Below are 25,119 nucleotides of genomic sequence, written 5' to 3' on the forward strand. Positions count from 1 at the left end.
GGCTCCTTCCGGCTTTTTCCGCTTTCGCTTTTAAGGCCTCTTGCATGTCTGATCCCCGTTATCAGGTCGACGTCAGCGTCGTCACCCGCTTCCTTGCCGAACAATCGCAGCCTGAGCAAAACCGCTTCGCTTTCGCCTATACCGTCACTGTGCACAATAGCGGCGAGATCGCGGCCAAGTTGCTGTCGCGTCACTGGGTCATCACCGACGGTGACGGCCATGTCGAAGAAGTTCGCGGCGAGGGCGTGGTCGGTCAACAGCCGCTGATTCAGGCCGGACAGAGCCATACCTACAGCAGCGGAACCGTCATGACCACGCAAGTGGGCAACATGCAGGGCAGCTACCAGATGCTGGCCGAAGACGGTAAACGCTTCGATGCCATCATCGCCCCGTTCCGGCTGGCGGTGCCGGGGGCCCTCCACTGATGGCGGTGTACGCTGTTGGCGACTTGCAGGGTTGCCTGGATCCTCTGAAATGCCTGCTTGAGCAAGTAAAGTTCGATCCGGCCAAAGACAAACTCTGGCTGGTGGGCGATCTGGTCAACCGCGGCCCGCAGTCGCTGGAAACCCTGCGCTTTCTCTACGCCATGCGTCAGTCGATCGTCTGCGTGCTGGGTAATCATGACCTGCACTTGCTGGCTGCTGGGCGCAACATCGAGCGACTCAAGAAAGCCGACACCCTGCGTGAGATCCTCGAGGCCCCGGATGCCAGCGAACTGCTCGACTGGCTGCGTCAGCAGAAGCTCATGCACTACGACGCCGAACGGGATATCGCCTTGGTCCACGCGGGCATTCCGCCGCAGTGGACGTTGAAAAAAGCGCTGCGCTGCGCCGAAGAAGTCGAAGAGGCCCTGCGCGACGACAATCTCTTCGAACCCTTTCTCGACGGCATGTACGGCAACGAGCCGGCCAAGTGGGACAAAGACCTGCACGGCGTCACGCGGCTGCGCGTCATCACCAACTACTTCACGCGGATGCGCTTCTGCACCAGCGACGGCAAGCTCGACCTCAAGAGCAAGGAAGGCCTGGACAGTGCGCCGACGGGTTACGCGCCATGGTTCAGTCACAAGGATCGCAAAACCAAGGGCTTGAATATCATTTTCGGTCACTGGGCCGCGCTTGAAGGGCGATGTGACGAGCCGGGCGTTTACGCGTTGGACACCGGATGCGTATGGGGCGGTGCGATGACCCTGCTCAATGTCGACACCCGGACACTGATTCGCTGCGAATGCGACGACAGCGGTCATGTCGAGAAGCCATCGACCAGAGCGCCGTCCAGTGGCGACGAACAGCCAGCGCGGCAGTAGAATTCCCTTTTCGTTCTCAACCGGTTGAGAACCCGACGGCCCAGGAGCCCATGCCATGACCGACTTCAAACGCATTCCGCCGGAGCAGGCCAAGGCCCTGCGCGAACAAGGCGCCGTACTGGTCGATGTGCGCGACGCGCAGACATTCGCCAGTAATCACATCCCTGATTCGCATCATCTGGACAACCACTCGATCGCGGACTTCATCCGCGCCGCCGACCTGGACAAACCGTTGGTCGTCGTCTGTTACCACGGCAACTCCAGCCAGAGCGCAGCGGCCTATCTTGTAGGTCAAGGCTTCTCCGAGGTCTACAGCATGGATGGCGGTTTCGAGCTGTGGAAAAACACTTTTCCGACTGAAACCGCGCAAGGCTGATCGAAAAATATTTTTTCCAGGCGCTATCCCGCGTCCTACGCGGGCTCGCGCCCCCATCTGACGAACGGTCCGCCTCTGTTCACACGCATTCCTTCTTTCTGTGTGCGAATCCGAACTATCCTTAGCCTCAGGCCATCCGAATCAGGGGAGAGCCGGTACACCGGCGCGTGGGTCATCGGTAGCTACTTTTATGGTGTTTGGGGGGTAAATGGCCGCTGAGTAATCAGTTGCCAGCCAGCATCGACTGACGATCCGCCGCCGGCTCCACGTATCGAGCGAGGTGACGTCATGAGTATTTTTAGCCACTTCCAACAACGCTTTGAATCGACACGCCAGGAAGAGCTCTCGCTACAGGAGTACTTGGAGCTCTGCAAAACCGATCGCAGTGCATACGCCTCAGCCGCAGAACGTCTTCTGATGGCCATCGGCGAGCCTGAGTTGTTCGACACATCGACCAACTCCAGGCTGTCCAGAATCTTCTCCAACAAGGTCATTCGGCGCTATCCGGCGTTCGAGGATTTCCACGGCATGGAGGACTGCATCGAGCAAATCGTCTCGTACTTCCGCCACGCTGCCCAAGGCTTGGAAGAGAAGAAACAGATCCTTTACCTGCTCGGCCCTGTAGGCGGCGGCAAGTCGTCCCTGGCTGAAAAACTCAAACAGCTTGTTGAAAAAATACCTTTCTACGCCATCAAGGGCTCCCCGGTTTTCGAATCGCCCTTGGGCCTGTTCAAACCCACCGAAGACGGGACGATCCTCGAAGAGGACTACGGCATCCCGCGCAGATACCTCAACACCATCATGTCGCCATGGGCGACCAAACGTCTGGCCGAGTTCGGGGGCGACATCAGCCAGTTCAAAGTGGTGAAACTCTATCCATCGATCCTCAATCAGATCGCCGTTGCCAAGACCGAGCCGGGCGACGAGAACAACCAGGACATCTCTGCACTGGTCGGTAAAGTCGACATCCGCAAACTCGAGGAATACCCACAGAACGACGCCGACGCTTACAGCTACTCTGGCGCGCTGTGCCGGGCCAACCAGGGCCTGATGGAATTCGTGGAGATGTTCAAGGCGCCGATCAAAGTCTTGCACCCTCTGCTCACCGCTACTCAGGAAGGTAACTACAACAGTACCGAAGGCCTGGGCGCGATACCTTTCACCGGCATTTTGCTGGCCCACTCCAACGAATCGGAATGGCACAGCTTCCGCAACAACAAGAACAATGAAGCCTTCATCGACCGTATCTACATCGTGAAGGTGCCTTACTGCCTGCGGGTCAGCGACGAGATCAAGATTTACGACAAGTTGCTGTTCAACAGCTCTCTGGCCAAAGCGCATTGCGCGCCCGACACGTTGAAAATGCTGGCGCAGTTCACCGTATTGTCACGACTCAAAGAGCCCGAAAACTCGAATATCTATTCGAAGATGAGGGTCTACGACGGCGAAAACCTGAAGGACACCGATCCGAAAGCCAAGTCTATTCAGGAGTACCGCGACAGCGCGGGTGTCGACGAAGGCATGAATGGCCTGTCGACGCGTTTCGCTTTCAAGATTCTGTCGAAGGTCTTCAACTTCGATCCGCATGAAGTTGCCGCGAACCCGGTCCATCTGCTTTATGTGCTGGAACAGCAGATCGAGCAGGAACAATTCCAGGCTGAAACCCGTGAGCGCTACCTGCGGTTCATCAAGGAATACCTCGCGCCGCGTTACATCGAGTTCATCGGCAAAGAGATTCAGACCGCTTACCTTGAGTCGTATAGCGAATACGGTCAGAACATCTTCGATCGCTATGTGCTGTACGCGGATTTCTGGATTCAGGATCAGGAATACCGGGATCCCGAAACGGGCGAAATCCTCAACCGCGTTGCCCTCAACGAGGAGCTGGAGAAGATCGAGAAACCGGCTGGCATCAGCAATCCGAAAGATTTCCGAAACGAGATCGTCAACTTCGTGTTGCGTGCCCGCGCCAATAACAACGGCAAGAATCCGACCTGGCTCAGCTACGAGAAGCTGCGCGTGGTGATCGAGAAGAAAATGTTCTCCAACACCGAGGACCTGCTGCCGGTTATCAGTTTCAACGCCAAAGCCAGTAAAGAGGACCAACAGAAACACAACGACTTTGTTACCCGCATGGTCGAGCGCGGTTACACCGACAAACAGGTACGACTGCTGTCCGAGTGGTATCTGCGTGTCCGGAAGTCCCAGTAACGCAGCGGTAAGCTACAAGCTTCAAGCGGCAAGCTGAACGGGGCAGCCCTCGAGTTCGACCCGTTTAGCTTGCGGCTTGCAGCTGTTTTCTACTTGCAGCTGCCCGGAGGGCTCCAGATGAGCTATGTGATCGACCGACGTCTCAATGGCAAGAACAAGAGCACGGTAAATCGGCAGCGCTTTCTGCGTCGTTACCGTGACCACATCAAAAAAGCAGTCGAAGAAGCAGTCAGCCGCCGCTCGATAACCGATATGGAGCATGGCGAGCAGATCAGTATTCCGGGGCGCGATATCGACGAACCGGTGCTTCATCATGGCCGCGGCGGCAAGCAGACCGTCGTCCATCCCGGCAACAAGGAATTCACCACCGGCGAACACATCGCCCGGCCGCAAGGCGGTGGCGGTGGCAAAGGGCCTGGCAAGGCGAGCAATTCCGGCGAAGGCATGGATGAGTTCGTGTTTCAGATCACCCAGGAAGAATTTCTCGAGTTCATGTTCGAAGACCTCGAACTTCCCAATCTGGTCAAACGCAACCTGACCGGGACCGACACGTTCAAAACGGTGCGTGCCGGCATCAGCAACGAGGGCAATCCCTCTCGTATCAACATCATTCGTACCTTGCGTTCGGCTCATGCCCGTCGCATCGCGCTGTCAGGCAGCAGCCGCGCCAAGCTTCGGGAAGTACTGGCCGAACTCGAGCGCCTCAAGCGCGAAGAACCGGACAACTTCGGTGACATTCAAGAACTGGAAGTCGAAGCCCAACGCTTGCAGGCGCGTATCAAGCGTGTGCCTTATCTGGACACCTTCGACCTCAAATACAACCTGCTGGTCAAGCAGCCCAACCCGAGTTCCAAGGCGGTCATGTTTTGCCTGATGGACGTCTCGGGGTCGATGACTCAAGCCACCAAAGACATCGCCAAGCGTTTTTTCATCCTGCTGTACCTCTTTCTCAAACGTAATTACGACAAGATCGAAGTGGTGTTCATCCGCCATCACACCAGCGCCCGCGAGGTCGACGAAGAGGAATTTTTCTACTCACGCGAAACCGGCGGCACCATCGTGTCCAGCGCATTGAAGTTGATGCAGGAGATCATGGCCGAGCGCTACCCCACCAACGAATGGAACATCTACGCCGCCCAGGCTTCTGACGGAGACAACTGGAACGACGACTCCCCCATCTGCCGCGACATTCTGATCAAGCAGATCATGCCATTCGTGCAGTACTACACTTACGTCGAAATTACCCCGCGCGAGCATCAGGCGCTGTGGTTCGAATACGAGCGCATCGGCGAAGCGTTTGCCGACACGTTCGCCCAGCAGCAGCTGGTCTCTGCCGGTGATATCTATCCGGTATTCCGTGAACTCTTCCAGCGCAGGTTAGTGACATGACCGCTAGAGAGCAGAAGCGCCAACCCCTTTCCACGGGTTCCGAGTGGACATTCGAACTGATCCAGGCGTACGACCGGGAAATCAGCCGCATCGCCGAGCGTTACGCCCTGGATACCTATCCCAACCAGATCGAGGTGATCACCGCCGAGCAAATGATGGACGCCTATGCGTCGGTCGGCATGCCGCTGGGCTATCACCATTGGTCCTACGGCAAACACTTCCTGAGCACAGAGAAATCCTACTCGCGCGGCCAGATGGGTCTGGCGTACGAGATCGTCATCAACTCCGATCCTTGCATTGCTTATCTGATGGAAGAAAACACCATCTGCATGCAGGCATTGGTCGTCGCGCACGCATGCTACGGCCATAACAGCTTCTTCAAGGGCAACTACCTGTTCCGGACCTGGACAGATGCCAGCTCGATCATCGATTACCTGGTGTTCGCCAAGCAGTACATCATGCAATGCGAGGAGCGCCACGGTATCGATGCCGTGGAGGATCTGCTCGACTCCTGTCACGCCCTGATGAACTACGGCGTCGATCGCTACAAGCGCCCGTATCCGATTTCGGCTGAAGAGGAACGTCGCCGACAAAAAGACCGCGAAGAGCACCTGCAAAAGCAGATCAATGATCTGTGGCGCACCATTCCCAAGAGCGCCAGCAAGAACGACAAGGAAGACAATGCGCGCTTCCCTGCAGAACCCCAGGAAAACATCCTTTACTTCATCGAAAAACATGCGCCACTGCTGGAGCCATGGCAGCGTGAAGTTGTGCGAATCGTGCGCAAGATCGCCCAGTATTTTTACCCGCAGCGTCAGACTCAAGTGATGAACGAAGGCTGGGCGACGTTCTGGCACTACACCTTGATGAATGATCTGTACGACGAAGGCCTGGTGACTGACGGATTCATGCTCGAGTTTCTGCAGTCCCACACCAGCGTCGTGTTTCAGCCAGGATTCGACAGCCCGTACTACAGCGGCATAAACCCCTACACCCTCGGGTTTGCCATGTATCAGGACATCAGGCGGATGTGCGAGCACCCTACCGAGGAAGACCGCCGCTGGTTCCCGGAGCTCGCGGGCACCGACTGGCTGACTGCGGTGAAGTTTGCGATGAGCAGCTTCAAGGATGAGAGCTTCATCCTGCAATACCTGTCGCCCAAGGTGATTCGGGATTTGAAACTGTTCAGCATTCTGGACGACGACCAGAAGGATGATCTGCTTGTACCGGCCATTCACGATGAAACCGGCTACCGAATCATTCGAGAGACCCTGGCCGCCCAGTACAACCTGGGCAACCGCGAACCCAACGTGCAGATCTACAGCATCGACCGTCGCGGCGATCGCTCACTGACCCTGCGCCATCAGCAACATGACCGTAAACCGCTGGGCGACTCAACCGACGAAGTGCTCAAGCATCTGCATCGCTTGTGGGGCTTTGATATTCATCTGGAAACGCTGCAGGGCGATCAGATCATGAAGACCCACCACGTACCGCCGAGAAGCGAACACGCTGACGGTGAATATCCCAGGCTCGACCTGGCCGTCGTACACCTTTAGGCGATAACGCTTTTTCCACCTCCGCAGGCGCAACTTAAGGTTTATCCTGTCGCGCTTACGGAGGTTTTTTTTATGCAGATCTATAAAGTCGGCGGCGCGGTTCGTGATCGCCTGCTTGGTAAACCGGTTGCCGACACCGATTGGGTAGTGGTGGGCGCGACCGCAGATGAAATGCTGATCAAGGGCTATCGCCCGATCGGTACGGACTTTCCAGTATTTTTGCACCCGCTGACCGGCGAGGAATACGCACTGGCCCGCACCGAGCGCAAGACCGGGCGCGGCTATGGCGGCTTTGTGTTTCATGCCGATCCCGAGGTCACGCTCGAAGAAGACCTCATCCGCCGCGACCTCACCATCAACGCCATCGCCGAAGACAAAGAGGGTCATCTCACCGACCCTTATCACGGCCAGCGGGACCTTGAAGCGCGGATATTGCGCCACGTATCGCCGGCGTTCGCCGAAGATCCCCTCCGAGTGCTTCGTGTGGCGCGTTTTGCTGCCCGCTATGCTCCCGATGGCTTCACCATTGCGCCGGAAACCCTTGAATTGATGCGCCAGCTCAGCGCATCCGGAGAGCTTGAGGCCCTGACACCCGAGCGCAGCTGGAAGGAAATTTCCCGGGCGCTGATGGAGCGTGAGCCGCAGGTGTTCATCGAGGTGCTGCGTGAATGCGGCGCATTGAAAGTGCTGATGCCAGAGGTCGATGCGCTGTTTGGCGTGCCTCAGCCGGAAGCTCATCACCCCGAAGTCGACACAGGGTTGCATGTGCTCAGCGTGCTGCATCAGGCATCGCTGCATCACCAGCCGCTCAGTGTGCGCTGGGCTTGCCTGCTCCATGACTTGGGCAAAGCCCTGACGCCGGAGGAAGAATGGCCTCGGCACATCGCCCATGAACAGAAAGGCTTGAAGTCGATCAAGGCCGTGAATCTGCGCTTCAAGGTGCCGAAGGAGTGTCAGGAACTAGCTTTGCTGGTCGGCCAATATCACACCCACGGACACCGCGCGATGGAGCTCAAACCCTCGACCTTGCTGGATCTGTTGCAGAGCTTCGACGTGTATCGCCGGCCTCAGCGCTTTGAAGAGTTCGTCGTGGTCTGCGAGATGGACGCACGCGGTCGCAAAGGCTTTGAGGATCGCAGTTATCCACAGGCCGAATATTTGCGCGGAGCTGCCGAAGCCGCACGGCAGGTGGCGGTCCAGCCGTTGTTGGACAAGGGATACCAAGGGCAGGAACTGGGCGAGGCGCTCAAGCGCGAGCGGCTGGATACGCTGAAGGTGTACAAGGCGTCGTATCAGGCTTGAAGCGAATGCAATTCCTGTAGGAGCCATCCGAGTTTGCGAGGGTCGCGATGCGGTGTATCAGTCAAACCGCAATCGCGAGCACGCTTACTTCTACAGGTCGTCAGTCCGCAAAAGAGAATCCGGCGTCAGCTGCTGACCCCGCCACTCAAAGCCCACCGGCCAGAGCTTCTGATCAATCTGCGCGTCCTGCCAGAGTTGAGCAAACGCGATTCCAACCCCAGGGTGCAGACGCTCAGGGGCGATCAGCGAAAGAGGCCATAGCACGAACGCATTCTTCAGAATTTCGGCACGGGGCAAGACCAGACCATCGAAATTGCCAACGTGTTCGTGATAGAGCAGCACATCGATGTCCAGCGGCAGTCCTTTACGATCCGGGGCATAACGGCCGTTATCGGCTTCGATGAATTTCAGCCGACGATCCAGCTCGATCAAGGGCAGATCGGTCAGCGCCGATACCACAAGATTGAAAAAAGGGCCGCTCTTGATGCCGACCGGATGGCTTTCGAACACTGGCGAGCAGGTCATATCGGTCAGAAATCCCGCAAGCGCATCAAGCCCTGCGCACAGATGTTTCTCGCGGTCGATATTGCTGCCCAGGCCCAGGAAAATCCGTGTCAGCGACATCCGCGCTCGATCTCCACACCCACGCCTTTGGCCGCTGGCACGGCTCCCGGCTTGGTCAGTTTGAGGTGCAACCAGGGAATATTGAACTCGCCCATCAACACCTCGGCCAGGCGTTCGGCAAAGGTTTCGACCAGCTCAAAGCTGGATGCTTCGGCGAAGGCCTGGATGCGTGCGGACACGCTGGCGTAGTCGAGCGCTTTGCTCAGGTCATCGTCCGCCGCAGCAGGCCGATTGTCCCAGGCAAAACTCAGGTCCAGACGCAGGACCTGGCGAATGCCACGTTCCCAATCGTAGGCGCCGATCACCGTATCGACCTCCAGACCCTCAATGAAAACTCTGTCCAAGCCTCTCTCTCCGTTGCACGACAAGGGCGCGATGCGCCGTTAGAATCAAGGCATCCCCGCCCGGAATGGTTAGCATGTTTTGGTCATTGGCGATCCTCGCCTACCTGCTCGGCTCACTGTCCTTTGCCATCCTGCTTAGCCGCATGACCGGCAAGCCGGACCCGCGTGCCAGCGGCTCGGGCAACGCCGGCGCGACCAACATGCTGCGCCTGGCAGGCAAGAAGCTCGCTATCCTGACCCTGATCGGCGACGTCTGCAAAGGACTGATTCCGGTGCTGATCGCCAATTGGGCAGGGCTCGACCCTCGCCTGCAGGCCTGGGTCGGCGTGTGCGCGGTGCTGGGCCACCTGTTCCCGCTCTATTTCCGCTTCCGGGGAGGCAAAGGCGTTGCCACTGCCGCCGGGATGTTGCTCGGCCTGTATCCGCCCGCTGCGCTGCTGGCAATCGCCGCTTGGCTGCTGACGTTCTACCTGACTCGCACCAGCTCCCTCGCATCGCTCATCGCAACGCCCCTGACCTTGCCGCTTCTGGCCTGGCAGGAACCGCACGCGCTGGTACCGATGAGCGTTCTGACGCTGTTGATCGTCTGGCGCCACCGGGGCAATTTACGCGACCTGTTTGCCGGGCGCGAACGGCATTTCTGAATCCCCAACATAAAAGAGGCTCATGCGAGCCTCTTTGTCGACCAGGATTACCGTATTACAGCCCCGGCAATTGCTCCATCGGCCACCGCGCCTGCACGCTGATCGCCAGGCCTTCCTTCTGCCCGGCTTGCAAACGCTGGCAACCTGCGAACGCGATCATCGCGCCATTATCGGTACAGAACTCAGGCCGTGCGTAGTAAACGTTGCCGCCCAAACCGCTCAACATCTGCTCCAGCGAATGCCGCAGCGCCTTGTTGGCACTCACGCCACCGGCGATCACCAGACGCTTGAGGCCGGTCTGTTTCAACGCGCGTTTGCACTTGATCGTCAAAGTCTCCACCACCGCCTGCTGGAAGGCCAGCGAGATGTCGCAACGGGTTTGTTCGCCGTCGTCTCCAGCGCTCTGGCACTGCTGCCAGGTATTGAGCGCGAAGGTTTTCAGGCCGCTGAAGCTGAAATCCAGGCCCGGACGATCGGTCATCGGGCGTGGAAAAACGAAGCGACCTTCGACGCCGCTTTGAGCCAGCCGGGAGATTTCAGGCCCGCCGGGATAATTGAGCCCCATCATTTTGGCGGTCTTGTCGAACGCCTCGCCGGCAGCATCGTCCAGGGTTTCGCCGAGCAGCTCGTAAAGACCGATCCCGTCGACACGCACCAGCTGCGTATGCCCGCCGGAAACCAACAAGGCGACGAACGGAAACTCGGGCGGATGTTCTTCCAGCATCGGCGCCAGCAGATGGCCTTCCATGTGGTGCACGCCCAGCGCCGGAATGTCCCAGGCGAACGCCAGCGCCTGGGCACAGGAAGCCCCGACCAGCAGCGCGCCGACGAGCCCTGGGCCTGCCGTGTAGGCAATGGCATCGATCTCGGTCACGGCGCAGTCGGCCTGCGCCAGCACCTGACGAATCAAGGGCAGCATGCGTTTGACGTGGTCGCGAGAAGCAAGCTCCGGCACTACGCCGCCATAGACGCGGTGCAGGTCGATCTGACTGAACAGTGCATCGGCGAGAAGCCCGCGCTCGCTGTCGTACAGCGCCACGCCGGTTTCATCGCAGGAGGTTTCCAATCCCAGTACTAACATGGGGTACGCCTTGTGGAGGCCAAATTCGAAGGCGCGCATAATAGTCGCCGCTCATGCCTGCGACCAGTGGTTTTCGATCAGAGGCTTTGCATTCCGCGCGGCGAGGGGTTAACATCCGCAACCCTTAAAAACCGACGTACTTAGTGCAAGCGTTGCACGAGGCGTTGACCCCGGTAATGAATGAAGGTAGCTCTGGATGCCAGCCGTCAAAGTTAAAGAGAACGAACCCTTCGACGTAGCTCTGCGTCGTTTCAAGCGCTCCTGCGAAAAAGCCGGTGTTCTGGCTGAAGTTCGTAGCCGCGAATTTTACGAGAAGCCGACTTCCGAGCGTAAGCGTAAAGCAGCTGCTGCTGTTAAGCGTCACGCCAAGAAAGTTCAGCGCGAACAGCGCCGCGCCGTTCGTCTGTATTAATACAGACGTCCGTCGCAAGCTTCTGCCTCGCCCGGCCCCAAAGCCGGGCTGCCGGCAGTTGCAGTTTTAGCCTCACGCTGTACAGACAGAGGCTGTCGAAGCCGCAGATGCGACCCAGACAAACCCCGTCGAACTCTTCCAGCCTGAACCAGGCCGCGTTGACCCGTCTACACTGACCACGCAACCGTCGTTACGCTTTGGATTCGCCACGATCTTTCTGGCGGGGCGCCTGATGATGAGAACGCCATGGCCGGACTGATTCCCCAAGGTTTTATTGACGACCTCCTGAACCGCACCGACATTGTCGATGTTGTCAGCTCGCGCGTTCAATTAAAGAAGACCGGCAAGAATTTCAGTGCCTGCTGTCCTTTCCACAAGGAAAAGACACCGTCGTTCAGTGTCAGCCCTGACAAACAGTTCTACTACTGCTTTGGCTGCGGCGCGGGCGGCAATGCCCTCGGCTTCATCATGGACCACGACAACCTGGATTTCCCTCAGGCGGTCGAGGATCTGGCGAAAGCCGCAGGCATGGAAGTGCCTCGCGAACAGGGCGTCAAAGGGCAAAAGCCCAGACAACCTACCGATTCGCCGCTGTACCCATTACTCACAGCCGCAGCCGAGTTTTACCGGGCTGCACTGAAAAGCCACCCGACGCGCAAGTCGGCGGTGGACTACCTGAAAGGCCGCGGCCTGTCAGGCGAGATTGCCCGCGATTTCGGCCTGGGTTTCGCACCGCCGGGCTGGGACAACCTCTACAAGCACCTGAGCAGCGACACCCTTCAGCAGAAGGCGATGATCGATGCCGGACTGCTGATCGAAAACGCCGAAACCGGCAAACGGTATGACCGCTTCCGCGATCGGGTGATGTTCCCTATTCGCGATAGCCGTGGTCGCGTCATTGCCTTTGGCGGACGCGTGCTCGGCGACGACAAGCCAAAATACCTGAACTCTCCCGAAACACCGGTGTTTCATAAGGGACAGGAACTGTACGGCCTGTTCGAAGCCCGTAAACATAATCGGAATCTGGACGAGATCATCGTCGTCGAAGGCTACATGGACGTCATTGCCCTGGCCCAACAAGGCCTGCGCAATGCCGTGGCAACGCTGGGTACGGCGACCAGTGAAGAACATTTGAAGCGCCTGTTTCGTGTCGTGCCGAGTGTGCTGTTCTGCTTCGACGGCGACCAGGCCGGCCGCAATGCTGCATGGCGCGCGCTGGAAGCAACGTTGTCCAGCCTGCAAGACGGACGCCGGGCCCGATTTCTGTTTCTGCCGGAAGGCGAAGACCCGGACACACTGGTGCGGTCAGAAGGCACCGATGCGTTCAAGGCCAGGATCAACCAGCACGCTCAACCACTGGCCGATTACTTTTTCGAGCAACTGACCAAGGAAGCCGACCCGCGCTCCCTGGAAGGCAAGGCGCACATGGTGACACTGGCCGCGCCACTGATCGAAAAAGTGCCGGGCGCCAATCTGCGCGAACTGATGCGCCGTCGCCTGAAAGAAATTACAGGCCTGGACACTGCGGCCGTTAATCAGTTGGTGCAGAACGCACCGGCAGAAGCGCCGCCGGCGTACGACCCGGGTTTCGATTACGACTCGGTTCCCGATTACAGCGATTACCAGCCGCACGATGCGTACGAGCCACAACAGCAGGAATGGACGCCCAAAGCACCGGGCGGCCAGCAGAAAAAATGGGACAAGAAGCCGTGGGAGAAAGGCAAGAAGTGGGACAAGAACGGCAAGCGTCCCGATTTCGAGCCCCGCACCCCGCGCACGCCCGCAACCGTTGAGCCGCCGACGCTGACAGCGCTCCGGACACTGCTTCATCACCCGGAACTGTCGGCCCAGGTGGCAAACGCAAGTAATTTTGCCGACGAAGAGAATGTGTACTCGCAGCTTCTGGTCGCTCTGATCGATGCGACACAGAAAAATCCGAAGCTGCGGTCCATGCAATTGATCGCGCGCTGGCATGGCACCGATCAAGGGCGATTATTACGACAACTGGCGGAAAAGGAATGGTTGATCTCGGCCGATAACCTTGAACAACAGTTTTTCGACACTATAACTAGTTTGTCCGCACGCCAACGCGAGCGACACCTGGACCAATTGATCAGAAAGGAACGGCAGTCAGGGCTCAGTGCTGAAGAAAAAGTTCAGCTGCTCAACCTGTTAAATCGCAATATTCCTGCACAAACCCCGACCTCAACTGGCGCGTGAGGTCCTAGCTCGGGTATAATCCTCGGCTTGTTTTTTGCCCGCCAAGACCTTCAGTGGATAGGGTGTTATGTCCGGAAAAGCGCAACAGCAGTCTCGCCTCAAAGAGTTGATCAGCCGCGGTCGTGAGCAGGGTTACCTGACTTACGCGGAGGTCAACGACCACCTGCCGGAGGATATTTCAGATCCGGAACAGGTGGAAGACATCATCCGCATGATTAACGACATGGGGATCAACGTATTCGAGAGTGCTCCGGATGCGGACGCCCTTCTGTTGGCCGAAGCCGACACCGACGAAGCGGCCGCTGAAGAAGCAGCCGCAGCGTTGGCGGCAGTCGAAACCGACATCGGTCGCACAACCGACCCGGTGCGCATGTACATGCGTGAAATGGGTACGGTCGAGCTTCTGACGCGTGAAGGCGAAATCGAAATCGCCAAGCGTATCGAGGAAGGCATCCGTGAAGTGATGGGCGCGATCGCGCACTTCCCTGGCACGGTCGAGCACATTCTCTCTGAATACACTCGCGTCACCACCGAAGGTGGCCGCCTGTCTGACGTCCTGAGCGGTTACATCGACCCGGACGACGGCATTGCGCCGCCTGCCGAAGTGCCGCCGCCGCTCGACCAGAAAGCCGACAAGGCTGCCGACGTCGCGGACGACGATGAAGAAGAATCTGATGGTGACGACGAGGAAGAGGCCGAAAGCGGTCCCGATCCAGTCGTTGCAGCGCAGCGCTTCGGTGCCGTGTCGGATCAGATGGCGATCACGCTCAAGGCTCTGAAAAAGCATGGTCGTGGCAGCAAGCAGGCCAATGAAGAACTGTTGGCCCTCGCCGACCTGTTCATGCCGATCAAACTGGTTCCCAAACAGTTTGAAGGTCTGGTCGAGCGTGTCCGCAGCGCCCTGGAGCGTCTGCGTGCACAGGAACGCGCCATCATGCAGCTGTGTGTGCGTGATGCACGCATGCCACGCGCCGACTTCCTTCGCCAGTTCCCGGGCAATGAAGTCGACCAGAGCTGGACCGACGCACTGGCCAAGGGCAAGAGCAAATATGCCGAAGCCATCGGTCGCCTGCAGGCCGACATTCAGCGTTGCCAGCAGAAGCTGACCGCGCTGGAAGAAGAAACCGGCCTGACCGTCCTCGAAATCAAGGACATCAACCGTCGCATGTCGATCGGCGAGGCCAAGGCCCGTCGTGCGAAGAAAGAGATGGTTGAGGCAAACCTGCGTCTGGTGATCTCGATCGCCAAAAAGTACACCAACCGCGGTCTGCAGTTCCTCGATCTGATCCAGGAAGGCAACATCGGCCTGATGAAGGCGGTGGACAAGTTCGAATACCGTCGTGGTTACAAGTTCTCGACTTATGCCACCTGGTGGATCCGTCAGGCGATCACTCGCTCGATCGCCGACCAGGCCCGCACCATCCGTATTCCGGTGCACATGATCGAGACGATCAACAAGCTCAACCGCATTTCCCGCCAGATGCTGCAGGAAATGGGTCGTGAACCGACGCCGGAAGAGCTGGGCGAACGCATGGAAATGCCTGAGGACAAGATCCGCAAGGTATTGAAGATCGCGAAAGAGCCGATCTCCATGGAAACCCCGATCGGCGACGACGAAGACTCGCATCTGGGTGACTTCATCGAAGACTCGACCATGCAGTCGCCTATCGATGTCGCCACGGTTGAGAGCCTCAAGGAAGCCACTCGCGAAGTATTGTCGGGCCTTACCGCCCGCGAAGCGAAGGTCCTGCGCATGCGTTTCGGCATCGACATGAATACTGACCACACCCTTGAGGAAGTCGGTAAGCAGTTCGATGTAACCCGTGAGCGTATTCGTCAGATCGAAGCGAAAGCGCTGCGCAAGCTGCGTCACCCGACCCGAAGCGAACACCTGCGTTCGTTCCTGGACGAGTAAGCCTCGCGTCATAACAAAACCCCCGGCACTGTCGGGGGTTTTGCGTTTTAAGGAATAACATTCCGGCAGTGTGCCACCTTCGTTAGGCGCAGCTACACTCGTCCCATTCTCAACGGGATTACTGAGGCTGCCATGTTTTGGATGCCGGCCATTGTTTTCGTGTGTTTGGTGGGGACCACGCCAGCTGATGCCCAAGCTCTTTCCACAGAGCAGGGTGCCTGGCAAGACACACGGGAAGCGCCAGGAAGGGCGGTAGAAGTCACGTCGCCAGCTTTTGAACATGTCTTGAGTGATGGAGCACTGCAGGAGCCGGCAATCGGTCATCTCTTTGCGGTAGAAGACGGTGCGCGCCTGGACGCCACGGGCTTGCAGCAGACCGACGCAACTGCATTGACGCCACCCTCCCCCTCGGAGCCCGCCGAGCTTTGGCGTGAATTCCTCCTGTTCGGTCTACCGGGGTTACTGCTGTTATCGACGGTGCTGGCCGTGGTCGTGCGCATCAACCGGCGCCTCAGTTCGGAAATTTCCAGACGCATTGCGCTCGAGCAAGAGCTCCGCAGCAGCGAGTATCACTACCGCGGCATGATCGAAAGTCTTTCAGCTATCGCGTGGGAGGCCAACACTCACGACTATTCCTACAACTACGTTTCGCCACACGCCGAGAATTTGCTGGGCTACCCACTGCATCAGTGGCTCAAGCCCGGTTTCTGGCGCAGCATCGTGCATCCTGATGACATCGACTACGCCCAGGCCTACTGCGAGCGCGCGATCACTCAGGGGAATGATCACAGCATCGATTACCGCGTCATGAGCGCCGAGGGCCGTGTGGTCTGGGTTCGTGACATCGTCAGCATGATCGCTTACGGCCGCGAGCCGGTGATGCGCGGGTTGATGATCGACATCAGTGAAGCCAAACAGACCGAAGAAGCGTTACGCCTGTCTGAAGGAAAATTCGCATCGGTGTTCGCGCAGTGCCCGGACATTCTGGTCATCGCACGTCTGTCCGACGGTTGCTTCCTTGAAGCCAACCGGGCATTCGTCGAGCAAATGGGGCTGTCGCCCGACCAGGTCGTCGGGCGCACACCGTCGGAGCTGGATATCTGGGGCATTCCCGACATCGGTCCGAGCCTGTTGCAGCGCTTGCAGAAAGGTAGCATTCGCAACCTGGAGATGCCCTTTCGTCGTCACGATGGCCGAACCTTCACGGGGCTGTTGTCCGCCGAACCGTTCGATCTGGATTCCACGCCTGCCGTGGTCCTCGTGGTGCGTGACATCACGCCGCTCAAGGAGGCGCAGCAACAGCTGCAGATGTCCGAGGAGAAATTTGCCAAGGCCTTCCATTCCTCGCCGGATGGCCTGCTGATCTCCCGGCAGAGTGATGGCCTGCTGGTGGAAATCAACGACGGCTTCAGTCGCATCACCGGGTATCACAGCTCCCTCTCGCTCGACCGCACCACGCTGGACCTCGGCATCTGGGTCGATCTCAACGAGCGCCAGCAATTGCTGGAACAGATCAATCGCGATGGTTTCGTGAAGGATTTCACCAGCCACATCCGGCGCAGGGACGGTCAGATTCGGCTGTGCGAAATATCCTCACGACCGCTGCCCATTGGTGGCGAAGACTGCATGCTGACCATTGCGCGGGACATCACCGAGCGCCATCAGATGCAGGAAAAACTGCAACTGGCGGCCACTGTGTTCGAAAGCACGGCCGAAGGCGTTCTGATCACTGATACGCGCCAGCGCATCAACGCAGTGAACCGGGCTTTCAGCGAAATCACAGGTTACAGCGAGGGTGAAGCCATTGGCGAAACGCCGCGCTTGCTGGCTTCCGGCCTGCATGACAGCGCGTTCTACGCGGCCATGTGGTATCAGCTTACGGCCGAAGGCCATTGGCAGGGCGAGATCAGCAACCGCCGCAAGAACGGTGAAATCTATCCGAGCTGGCTGACCATCAGCGCCGTGCGCAATCGCGACAAATTCATCACGCACTTCGTCGCGGTGTTCGCCGATATCTCCAGCCTCAAACAAGCTCAGGCGCGCCTGGACTATCAGGCGCATCACGACCCGTTGACCGGCCTGCCCAACCGCACGCTGTTCGAAAGCCGCCTGCACGCGGCGCTCACTCACTGCAAGGAAGCCAGCAGCCTTGGCGCCGTATTGTTTCTCGACCTTGACCGGTTCAAGCACATCAACGACAGCCTCGGACACCCGGTCGGCGACTTGCTCCTCAAAGGGATTGCGCAACGCCTGAAGGAAAACCTGCGCGACATCGACACCGTGGCGCGTCTGGGTGGCGACGAATTCATCATCCTGCTGCCAGGCTTGCAAGCCGCCAGCGACGCCGAGGCCATCGCGACGAAACTGCTGAACAGCTTCTCCGCGCCTTTCCAGGCAGGCGAACATGAGTTTTTCATCAGCACCAGTATCGGTACGGCGATGTTCCCGAGCGACGGCGCCGACGTCCCCACGCTGATCAAAAATGCTGACGCGGCGATGTACCGCTCGAAAGCCAAAGGGCGAAACCGTGTCGAGAGCTATACTCGCGACCTGACGGCACAGGCCAGTGAGCGCATCGCGCTGGAGCACGAGCTGCGCCGCGCCATCGAACGCGACGAGCTGACCTTGTCCTACCAGCCGAAAATCAGCCTTCTTACACAGCGGCTGGTCGGCGCAGAAGCGTTGATCCGCTGGAGCCACCCGACATTCGGAGAAGTCCCACCGGAGCGATTCATTCCTCTGGCAGAGGAAAACGGCATGATCCTGCAGATCGGCGAGTGGGTGCTGGAAAAAGCCTGTCAGCAGATGCATCAGTGGAATCAGCTGTACGACGTGTTCGGTCCGCTGTCGGTGAACCTCGCTGGCGCCCAGTTGCGTCAGCCTAATCTGGTCAACCGCATCGAGCAGTTGCTGACCGAATACAGCCTGCAGCCAGGCTGCCTGCAATTGGAGATCACCGAAAACTTCATCATGACCCAGACCGAGGAGGCGCTGTCCGTGCTGCATCGCCTGAAAAAACTCGGCGTTCAGCTGGCCATCGATGACTTCGGGACAGGCTACTCGTCGCTCAGTTACCTCAAACGGCTGCCGCTGGACATCCTCAAAATCGACCAGTCGTTCGTTCGCGGGCTACCTGACGATCAACACGATGCCGCCATCGTGCGGGCCATCATCGCGCTGGGCCGCAGCATGCAACTGACGGTCATCGCCGAGGGCGTGGAGAACCTCGAACAACAGCAATTCCTCGCAGACGAAGGCTGCGAACAGATTCAGGGCTACATCGTCAGCCTGCCACTGCGCCCCGAGGAATTTTGCGCGACGTTTCTTCGTATGACAGTTTCGGACTTTTCGGATAGCACAGCACGGAAACCGTCGTTATAATCCGCCGCCTGACTGAGGGCCTATAGCTCAGTTGGTTAGAGCAGAGGACTCATAATCCTTTGGTCCACGGTTCGAGTCCGTGTGGGCCCACCACCTTCAAAAGCCGCGCTTTGCGCGGCTTTTTTATTGCCGAGGAAGCCATCGACCCTGATCACTCGCAGGATGCGGAAATACCGAATTTTCAAAAGGAAGAGGGACGACATGACGGTTTTAGAAGCGATAAAGAAAGCATCACGCATGAAGTGGTCGGGGCTGGCGGTGATGCTGGTCGGTGTGATTCAACTGGCGATGTTCCTGGTGCTGTTCATCTACGATTTTGGTGAACAACTCAAGGCCAGCTTCCTCTCCAGACTCGGCTACGCGCTTCAGGATATTTGCCTGATCGCCTACGAAAACACGCGTTTTCTGCAGCTGCTCTGGGACGCGACGCCCCGCGTGAATGTCTATCAGCCGTTCAGCGTGGACATGCTGATGTTCTTCGGAATCATGGTGATCGTGGCGACTGGCAGCTACATCCGCAGGTGTGGGAAACAGCTGTCGGCAGACATTGCGGCCATCCGAAAAAAAGCCCGGGACGAGCTGTGGTTGCGCTCCATGCTCCCGCAGGATCAGGCGACCACGGTCATCAATGAGCCGGCCAGTGTTACAGTGCTGACGCTGCAAATGCCGCCCGGCGAAGTGAAGAACTGGTGGGAGCGTCCCGCCGGCATGCTCCTGATGGGGTTGGCGACGACCTACCTGGCGGCCTATCTGACCAAAGTTTCCGGGCTGACCTGAGGATATATTCGCAAGGCGGATGGTCTGTAACCCCATGAATACACCTTCCCTTCCCGCCTGGCTGCGCCGTCTCCTGCGTCCACTGCTGGACCCGTACCGCCGTTACCGGCACGCGCGATACATTCACGCGGGCCGTATCGTGGTGGGTCTGCTGGTGTCGATCTTGCTGACAACGGGAATTCACCTGCCTCACGGCGAGTGGGCGTCGGTGACGATGTTGATCGTGATCGGTGGCCTGCAGCACCACGGCAATATCGGCAAGAAATCGGTCGAGCGGGCTTACGGCACGCTGATCGGCGCAGCGCTCGGGCTGGCGGTGGTGGCGCAGGAAAGTTATCTGGGCATGCCGCTGCTCACTTACGTGCTGATGTCGCTGATTTGCGGGTTCTTCGCCTATCACGCCATCGGCAAAGGTGGGTATACGGCGCTGCTGTCGGCGATCACGCTGTTCATTGTTGCAGGCCACGGGGACAACCCGATCACCGACGGGCTGTGGCGCACGGTGGATATCCTGATCGGCATCGCGCTCGCGCTGGCATTCTCCTTCGCGCTGCCGTTGTACGCGGTGTACTCCTGGCGATACAACCTGGCGAGTGGACTGCGCGGCTGTGCCAAGGCCTATGACCGGATCGCCAGCGGGCAGTCGATTGCGGCCGACGATCACGTGAAACTGACGGCGCGCCTGAACGCAACGATGCTGCAACTGCGTTCGCTCATGCCGTCGGTTTCCAAGGAAGTGAAGATATCGATGGTGGAGCTGGACGCCATTCAGGGGCATTTCCGCATGTGCCTGAGCACACTGGAGATTCTCTCGAACCTTCGTCCGGCCGATATTGGCAGTGCCGGCCTGTCCGCTGAACACCGCAGGATCAGGCGTCTGTTGATCGGGATGGCTCGCGCGCTGCAGACCGGCGCGACCGAGCGTCTGGAGCGGCCAACCGAAACCCTGGCCGTCGGTCCGGACATCCCGACCGCATCCCCCGATGTGCTGGGTTATCAATTGATGACACGGCAGTTCACGCTCAACCTCGAAGCCCTGCAGCAACGGCTGGCGAAAACCGCGAAGGCCTGGAAGATCTGACCTTCGCCTGCCGCTGCTTCAATAAACCGAGGGCACGACCATTTCACGCGGCACAGGTGCGCGTAAATAGTTGGCGTTGTATTCACGCTCCGGCAGGACCACTTGCGGCGACTCCACATCGCCGCGCGGGATCTGTTGCAGCAAGTGATGAATGCAGTTCAGTCGCGCGCGCTTCTTGTCGTCGGCTTCCACGATCCACCAAGGCGCGACGTCGGTGTGCGAACGGGTGAGCATCTCTTCCTTGGCGCGTGTGTAATCCTCCCAGCGACGGCGTGACTCCAGGTCCATCGGCGAGAGCTTCCACTGTTTCAGCGGGTCGTGGATGCGCATCAGAAAGCGACGATATTGTTCGTCGTCCGTAATGGAAAACCAGTACTTGATGAGGATGATGCCCGAGCGCACCAGCATCTTTTCGAACTCGGGAACGGTGCGGAAGAACTCTTCGTATTCCTCGTTGTTGCAAAAACCCATGACCCGCTCGACACCGGCGCGGTTGTACCAGCTGCGATCGAACAGGACCATTTCACCCGCCGCCGGCAGATGCGACACATAGCGCTGAAAGTACCATTGCGTGCGTTCGCGCTCGCTTGGCGCAGTCAACGCAGCGACACGGCAGACCCGTGGATTGAGGCGTTGCGTGATGCGCTTGATGGCACCACCCTTTCCGGCCGCATCGCGCCCCTCGAACAGCACCACCACCTTGAGCTTCTGGCTGACGACCCAGTCCTGCAGCTTGACCAGCTCGCCCTGCAGCCGCAGCAATTCGCGAAAATACACCCGCCGATCGATGCCCTTCGGCACCTCTTCCCCCAGATCGGAAAGCAGGCCGTCCAGACGAGCGTCGTCGTATTCCATCTCCAGTTCTTCGTCGAAACTGTCGAGAATGTCGGCGTGGATGTAGCGGGCGGTTTCGGATAAATCCAGAGTCATGGCAGGCTCCCGGCGTGGATTCAGAGGGTCAGGGGCCGATTTAGACATGCCGGGGGTGACAGCTGAATGACAGGGCGATGACAGCAGGGAAAAGTCCTACGAGCTTGAGCTACGCACTCACACGATGGACGGCATGTTGACGCGCATGCCTCAGTAAGTCGGCGGCGTGATGACCCAAAGCACCACTGCATCGGTCTCGCCTGGATTTCCATAGCGATGCGGCTCGTGACTGGCAAAGCGAAAGCTGTCGCCCTCACCGAGCAGGAAATGCCGCTCGCCCACCCACAGCTCGAAGGTCCCCGTCAGGACATAGCCGACTTCCTCACCTTCATGGGTGTAACTGGTGCGGTTGTAGGCACCGGGCGGAAAGCGCGAGTGAACCATCTCGATCTGACCGCTCGGACTGGGCGTGAGCAATTGATCATGGATGCCGTCATCGTAGTGGATGTTCTGCCGGCTTTCCCTGCGCACGACATAACCGGCATCGGCCTCGCTGACGTCGGATTTGGTCGAAAAAAACCACTGTATGTTGACGCCCAGACAACGGCCGATTTTCAGCAGCGTATCCACCGAGGGGCGGGACAGGTCCCGCTCGAGCTGGCTGATATAACCCACCGACAACTGGCTGCGCTGCGCCAGCTCTGCGAGGGTCAGGCCCTGACGCTTGCGCAATCCGCGAATTCGCTCGCCCAGAAAACTCTCGCCAGCAGGTGCATCGTCCGCGGGCATGCTCGCCTTCCTGGCGCTGTCGCGGGTGACTCCTTTACTCATCATCTACCTCGGTAACGGTCTGCTGGATGCACGTGACAGCGTGAAGTGTAAGCGGCTGGCTGGAAAAAGAATCAACGCATGGCACGTGTTTTTAACCAGCAGTGAAATTTTGTCCACTTTTTTCACAAAATAGTCATTCCTGTCTTCTTTTTTCACCAGCGCTGGATTAGTCTCTGGGCAAGCCCGCACGTCATGCCGAGGCGACAACAATAAAGAACACCGCCATCGCACGCCGAAGAACGCGTCATGGCAACCAGCTCCAGCTTCCCCGTATTTCAACTCATTGCCTGTTTCTATCCGTTTACCCCTGTGCAGCCAAGGGCGTGCCTGCGTGCCCCCTTGGCTCTCGAAAAAGAGCCCGACGGCCAAAGGAAAATGTTGATGAACAGTAAGAACCTGAAGATTGCATGCGCGTTGTTGATGCTTACACCTCTGTCAGCCATGGCGGCGCAGAACCTGGTCATCGTCGGCTTCGGCGGTGCGGCGCAGAAAATCCAGAATTCGACGATCTTCGAGCCTTTCTCGAAAAAGGCTGGCGTCGGCGTGGTGCAGACCGAATACAACGGGGAAATGGCCAAGATCAAAGTGATGGCCGAAACCGGGCATGCCGACTGGGACGTCGTGCAGGTCGAGGCCCCGGATCTTGAGCGCGGTTGCGCGGAAGGCCTTTTCGAAAAACTCGAATGGCCCGCGCTTGCAGCCGGCCAGCAACTGATCGAAGGTTCGCAACAGGAGTGCGGTTCGGCTGCGCTGGTGTGGGGCATGCCGCTGGTCTATGCCACCGACAAGGTCAAAACCGTACCGGGCAGTTGGGCGGATTTCTGGGATACCGACAAATACCCCGGCAAACGCGGCCTGCGCAAAGGCGCGATGTACACGCTCGAATACGCCCTGCTGGCGGACGGCGTTCCGGCTGCGGACATTTATAAAGTGCTGAACACGCCGGCAGGTGTCGATCGTGCGTTCGCCAAGCTGGACAAACTCAAGCCGTACATTCAGTGGTGGGAAGCCGGATCGCAGCCGATGCAGTGGCTTGCCTCGGGCGACGTGGTCATGACGACGACCTTCAGCGGTCGCGGCGCCGTTGCCGCGAGCGAGGGCCTGAAAGTCGCGCCTATCTGGAAAGGCTCGCTGTACAGCATGGATTACTGGACCATCGTCAAAGGCTCGAAAAACAAGGCCGCGGCCAACGCGTTCATCACTTACGCCAACGGGCAAGCGCCGCAGCAGGCGTTCTCCCAGGCCATCGCGTATGGCGTGACGAACAAGGCGCTCAGCGACAAGCTAGACCCGGCCAAAGCGCCGTGGATTCCAACGTCGCCGCAGAACATGGCCGTCGCAGTGCCGCTGAATATCGAGTTCTGGGTCGATCACGGCGAAGAGCTGGAAGAACGCCTGAACGCCTGGCTGGCCCGCTGAAACGGCCGCCTGAATAATCTTTCGGAGGAACAATGACTCACCCGTACAGCCCGCAGGAATGGCAGCTCAGGCAAGAACTGGCTGCCTGCTATCGACTGGTTGCTCACTACAAAATGACCGACCTGATATCGACGCACATTTCTCTGCGCATTCCAGGCCCCGAACATCACTTCCTGATCAACCCGTATGGGCTGTTCTTCGAGGAGATCACCGCGTCGAACCTGGTGAAGATCGACCTGGACGGCAACAAGGTGCAAGCCTCGGAATTCCCGGTCAACCCGGCCGGGTTCGTTATCCACAGCGCTATCCATCGGGCGCGTGACGATGCGCAGTGCGTGTTGCATACGCACACCAAGGCGGGGTGCGCGGTGGCGGCGCAGGAAGGCGGGCTGTTGCCGGTCAATCAGATCTCGCTGGAGTTCTACGGGCGCGTCGGGTACCACGATTACGAAGGCATCGCGCTGGATTTCAGCGAGCAGCAGCGCCTTGTCGCCGATCTTGGCGACAGCTCGGTCATGATCCTGCGCAATCACGGCTTGCTCACAGTCGGCGACAGCGTCAAGCAAGCGTTTCTGCGCATGTATTACCTGGAGAAGGCGTGCGAAATCCAGATCGCCGCACAAGCGGGCGGTGCTTTGCGCTATCCGCCCGATGAAGTGTGTCGGCGCACCGAACGGCAATTCAACGAACCCGGGCAGGATGTCGCGCAGGGCGAGTTGAGCGATCCGGACGCGGTCAACTTTGCCTGGGCGGCATTGCTGCGATTACTTGATCGCGTCGCTCCGGACTACAAAAACTGAGGCGGGAAGCGGGTAAGATTGCCCGCTTACCTACGGAGACTCGCCCCTTGCCCGACACTCGCCCTCCCGCGCTGGATGAAATCGACCGCCAACTGATCGCTGCGCTGCAGATCAACGCCCGCGAGCCAGTCGCCAATCTGGCCCGTCAATTAGGGATCGCGCGCACGACAGTAACGTCTCGTCTCGCGCGTCTGGAAAAGAGCAAAATCATCACCGGTTACGGCGTGCGTCTGAGTCAGCGCGTGGTTGATGGCGGGCTGCAGGCGTATGTCGGGATCACCGTGCAACCGCGGTCGGGCAAGGAGGTGCTGCGACGGTTGACCGCTCTGGCTCAGGTGCAGCAACTATGTGCGGTCAGTGGCGAATTCGATTACGTGGCATGGCTGCGCACCGATTCGCCGGAGCAACTGGACCAATTGCTGGATCTGATCGGCAGCGTGGACGGTGTGGAGAAGACCACGACATCGATCATTCTCAGCAGCAAGATCGATCGGGGACAGCCGGTTTGATCATCCCACTGCAAAGTGATGCACGACCTCGTCATATCGACGTAAATCTCTACACAACGACAACACTC

Annotated in this window: 21 protein-coding genes, 1 tRNA gene and 1 pseudogene; 18 read left to right on the forward strand and 5 right to left on the reverse strand. The window is 58.7% G+C overall.

Features of this window, described 5'->3' with window-relative positions; all coding sequences use genetic code 11:
- The first annotated feature begins 44 nt into the window (after nucleotides 1-44).
- From apaG to QRN36_RS24270, 7 genes are all read left to right on the forward strand, one after another.
- Entirely contained in the window at nucleotides 45-425 is a 381-nt protein-coding gene (gene apaG / locus QRN36_RS24240) for a Co2+/Mg2+ efflux protein ApaG (RefSeq protein WP_093468680.1), read from the forward strand.
- On the forward strand, nucleotides 425-1,306 hold the full coding sequence (locus QRN36_RS24245) for a symmetrical bis(5'-nucleosyl)-tetraphosphatase (RefSeq protein ID WP_285426363.1): 882 nt from the start codon (nucleotides 425-427) through the stop codon (nucleotides 1,304-1,306). The genes apaG and QRN36_RS24245 overlap by 1 nt, the downstream gene beginning before the upstream one ends.
- Nucleotides 1,307-1,361: 55 nt before the next feature.
- Nucleotides 1,362-1,682, forward strand: coding sequence for a thiosulfate sulfurtransferase GlpE (glpE, locus tag QRN36_RS24250; RefSeq protein WP_285426364.1), 321 nt, complete (start codon nucleotides 1,362-1,364; stop codon nucleotides 1,680-1,682).
- 288 nt (nucleotides 1,683-1,970) lie between these two features.
- On the forward strand, nucleotides 1,971-3,893 hold the full coding sequence (locus tag QRN36_RS24255) for a PrkA family serine protein kinase (protein WP_062385212.1): 1,923 nt from the start codon (nucleotides 1,971-1,973) through the stop codon (nucleotides 3,891-3,893).
- Nucleotides 3,894-4,010: 117 nt separating this feature from the next.
- The gene (locus QRN36_RS24260; protein WP_093468671.1) at nucleotides 4,011-5,282 is read left to right on the forward strand and encodes a YeaH/YhbH family protein; all 1,272 of its coding nucleotides are present in this window, start codon (nucleotides 4,011-4,013) and stop codon (nucleotides 5,280-5,282) included.
- Entirely contained in the window at nucleotides 5,279-6,841 is a 1,563-nt protein-coding gene (locus QRN36_RS24265; RefSeq protein WP_093468669.1) for a SpoVR family protein, read from the forward strand. Before QRN36_RS24260 ends, QRN36_RS24265 begins: the two co-directional genes overlap by 4 nt.
- A 72-nt stretch (nucleotides 6,842-6,913) precedes the next feature.
- A complete protein-coding gene (locus QRN36_RS24270) occupies nucleotides 6,914-8,143 on the forward strand; it encodes a multifunctional CCA addition/repair protein (protein ID WP_285426365.1) in 1,230 nt (409 codons plus the stop codon).
- Nucleotides 8,144-8,233: 90 nt separating this feature from the next.
- On the opposite strand, the gene folK is transcribed toward QRN36_RS24270, so the two are convergent.
- Complete coding sequence (folK, locus tag QRN36_RS24275; RefSeq protein WP_285426366.1) at nucleotides 8,234-8,767, reverse strand: 2-amino-4-hydroxy-6-hydroxymethyldihydropteridine diphosphokinase; 534 nt, start codon at nucleotides 8,765-8,767, stop codon at nucleotides 8,234-8,236.
- Nucleotides 8,758-9,111, reverse strand: a complete 354-nt coding sequence (folB, locus tag QRN36_RS24280; protein WP_093468661.1) for a dihydroneopterin aldolase — start codon at nucleotides 9,109-9,111, stop codon at nucleotides 8,758-8,760. Before folB ends, folK begins: the two co-directional genes overlap by 10 nt.
- A gap of 74 nt (nucleotides 9,112-9,185) precedes the next feature.
- On the opposite strand from folB, the gene plsY reads away from it, so the two are divergent.
- Entirely contained in the window at nucleotides 9,186-9,755 is a 570-nt protein-coding gene (gene plsY, locus QRN36_RS24285; protein WP_285426367.1) for a glycerol-3-phosphate 1-O-acyltransferase PlsY, read from the forward strand.
- A 55-nt stretch (nucleotides 9,756-9,810) separates the two neighbouring features.
- On the opposite strand, the gene tsaD is transcribed toward plsY, so the two are convergent.
- Nucleotides 9,811-10,836: a tRNA (adenosine(37)-N6)-threonylcarbamoyltransferase complex transferase subunit TsaD gene (gene tsaD, locus QRN36_RS24290; RefSeq protein WP_285426368.1), complete on the reverse strand. Its 1,026-nt coding sequence runs from the start codon at nucleotides 10,834-10,836 to the stop codon at nucleotides 9,811-9,813.
- 196 nt (nucleotides 10,837-11,032) lie between these two features.
- Between tsaD and rpsU the strand changes: the two genes are divergently transcribed.
- The 7 genes and pseudogenes from rpsU to QRN36_RS24325 all read left to right on the forward strand — a co-directional run bounded on the left by rpsU (nucleotide 11,033) and on the right by QRN36_RS24325 (nucleotide 20,622).
- Nucleotides 11,033-11,248 (forward strand): 30S ribosomal protein S21, encoded by a 216-nt coding sequence (gene rpsU / locus QRN36_RS24295; RefSeq protein WP_002551877.1) that lies wholly within the window; start codon nucleotides 11,033-11,035, stop codon nucleotides 11,246-11,248.
- Nucleotides 11,249-11,494: 246 nt separating this feature from the next.
- Nucleotides 11,495-13,468, forward strand: coding sequence for a DNA primase (gene dnaG / locus QRN36_RS24300; RefSeq protein ID WP_285426369.1), 1,974 nt, complete (start codon nucleotides 11,495-11,497; stop codon nucleotides 13,466-13,468).
- 67 nt (nucleotides 13,469-13,535) lie between these two features.
- The gene (gene rpoD / locus QRN36_RS24305) at nucleotides 13,536-15,383 is read left to right on the forward strand and encodes an RNA polymerase sigma factor RpoD (RefSeq protein ID WP_093468653.1); all 1,848 of its coding nucleotides are present in this window, start codon (nucleotides 13,536-13,538) and stop codon (nucleotides 15,381-15,383) included.
- A gap of 438 nt (nucleotides 15,384-15,821) precedes the next feature.
- Nucleotides 15,822-18,764 (forward strand): annotated as a pseudogene (locus QRN36_RS24310) (EAL domain-containing protein); the annotation flags it as partial.
- A 16-nt stretch (nucleotides 18,765-18,780) separates the two neighbouring features.
- Nucleotides 18,781-18,857 (forward strand) — tRNA-Ile (locus tag QRN36_RS24315).
- Nucleotides 18,846-19,541, forward strand: coding sequence for a YniB family protein (locus tag QRN36_RS24320; RefSeq protein ID WP_285426371.1), 696 nt, complete (start codon nucleotides 18,846-18,848; stop codon nucleotides 19,539-19,541). The genes QRN36_RS24315 and QRN36_RS24320 overlap by 12 nt, the downstream gene beginning before the upstream one ends.
- A 34-nt stretch (nucleotides 19,542-19,575) precedes the next feature.
- Nucleotides 19,576-20,622, forward strand: a complete 1,047-nt coding sequence (locus QRN36_RS24325) for an FUSC family protein (protein ID WP_285426372.1) — start codon at nucleotides 19,576-19,578, stop codon at nucleotides 20,620-20,622.
- A gap of 18 nt (nucleotides 20,623-20,640) precedes the next feature.
- Here QRN36_RS24325 and ppk2 read toward each other — a convergent pair whose 3' ends face one another.
- Nucleotides 20,641-21,552, reverse strand: a complete 912-nt coding sequence (gene ppk2 / locus QRN36_RS24330; protein ID WP_093468642.1) for a polyphosphate kinase 2 — start codon at nucleotides 21,550-21,552, stop codon at nucleotides 20,641-20,643.
- A gap of 150 nt (nucleotides 21,553-21,702) precedes the next feature.
- A complete protein-coding gene (locus tag QRN36_RS24335; protein ID WP_285426373.1) occupies nucleotides 21,703-22,281 on the reverse strand; it encodes a helix-turn-helix domain-containing protein in 579 nt (192 codons plus the stop codon).
- Nucleotides 22,282-22,698: 417 nt separating this feature from the next.
- On the opposite strand from QRN36_RS24335, the gene QRN36_RS24340 reads away from it, so the two are divergent.
- The 3 genes from QRN36_RS24340 to QRN36_RS24350 are packed head-to-tail and all read left to right on the forward strand — an operon-like array spanning nucleotide 22,699 to nucleotide 25,051.
- Nucleotides 22,699-23,742 carry an ABC transporter substrate-binding protein gene (locus tag QRN36_RS24340; protein WP_373568798.1) on the forward strand — a complete coding sequence of 348 codons (1,044 nt, stop codon included), beginning with the start codon at nucleotides 22,699-22,701 and terminating at the stop codon, nucleotides 23,740-23,742.
- Nucleotides 23,743-23,774: 32 nt separating this feature from the next.
- Nucleotides 23,775-24,542 (forward strand): class II aldolase/adducin family protein, encoded by a 768-nt coding sequence (locus tag QRN36_RS24345; protein WP_285426375.1) that lies wholly within the window; start codon nucleotides 23,775-23,777, stop codon nucleotides 24,540-24,542.
- Between the two features lie 47 nt (nucleotides 24,543-24,589).
- A complete protein-coding gene (locus tag QRN36_RS24350; protein WP_093468630.1) occupies nucleotides 24,590-25,051 on the forward strand; it encodes an Lrp/AsnC family transcriptional regulator in 462 nt (153 codons plus the stop codon).
- Nucleotides 25,052-25,119 lie beyond the last annotated feature (68 nt).

The organism is Pseudomonas sp. efr-133-TYG-103a (genome assembly GCF_030209235.1).
GTDB lineage: Bacteria > Pseudomonadota > Gammaproteobacteria > Pseudomonadales > Pseudomonadaceae > Aquipseudomonas.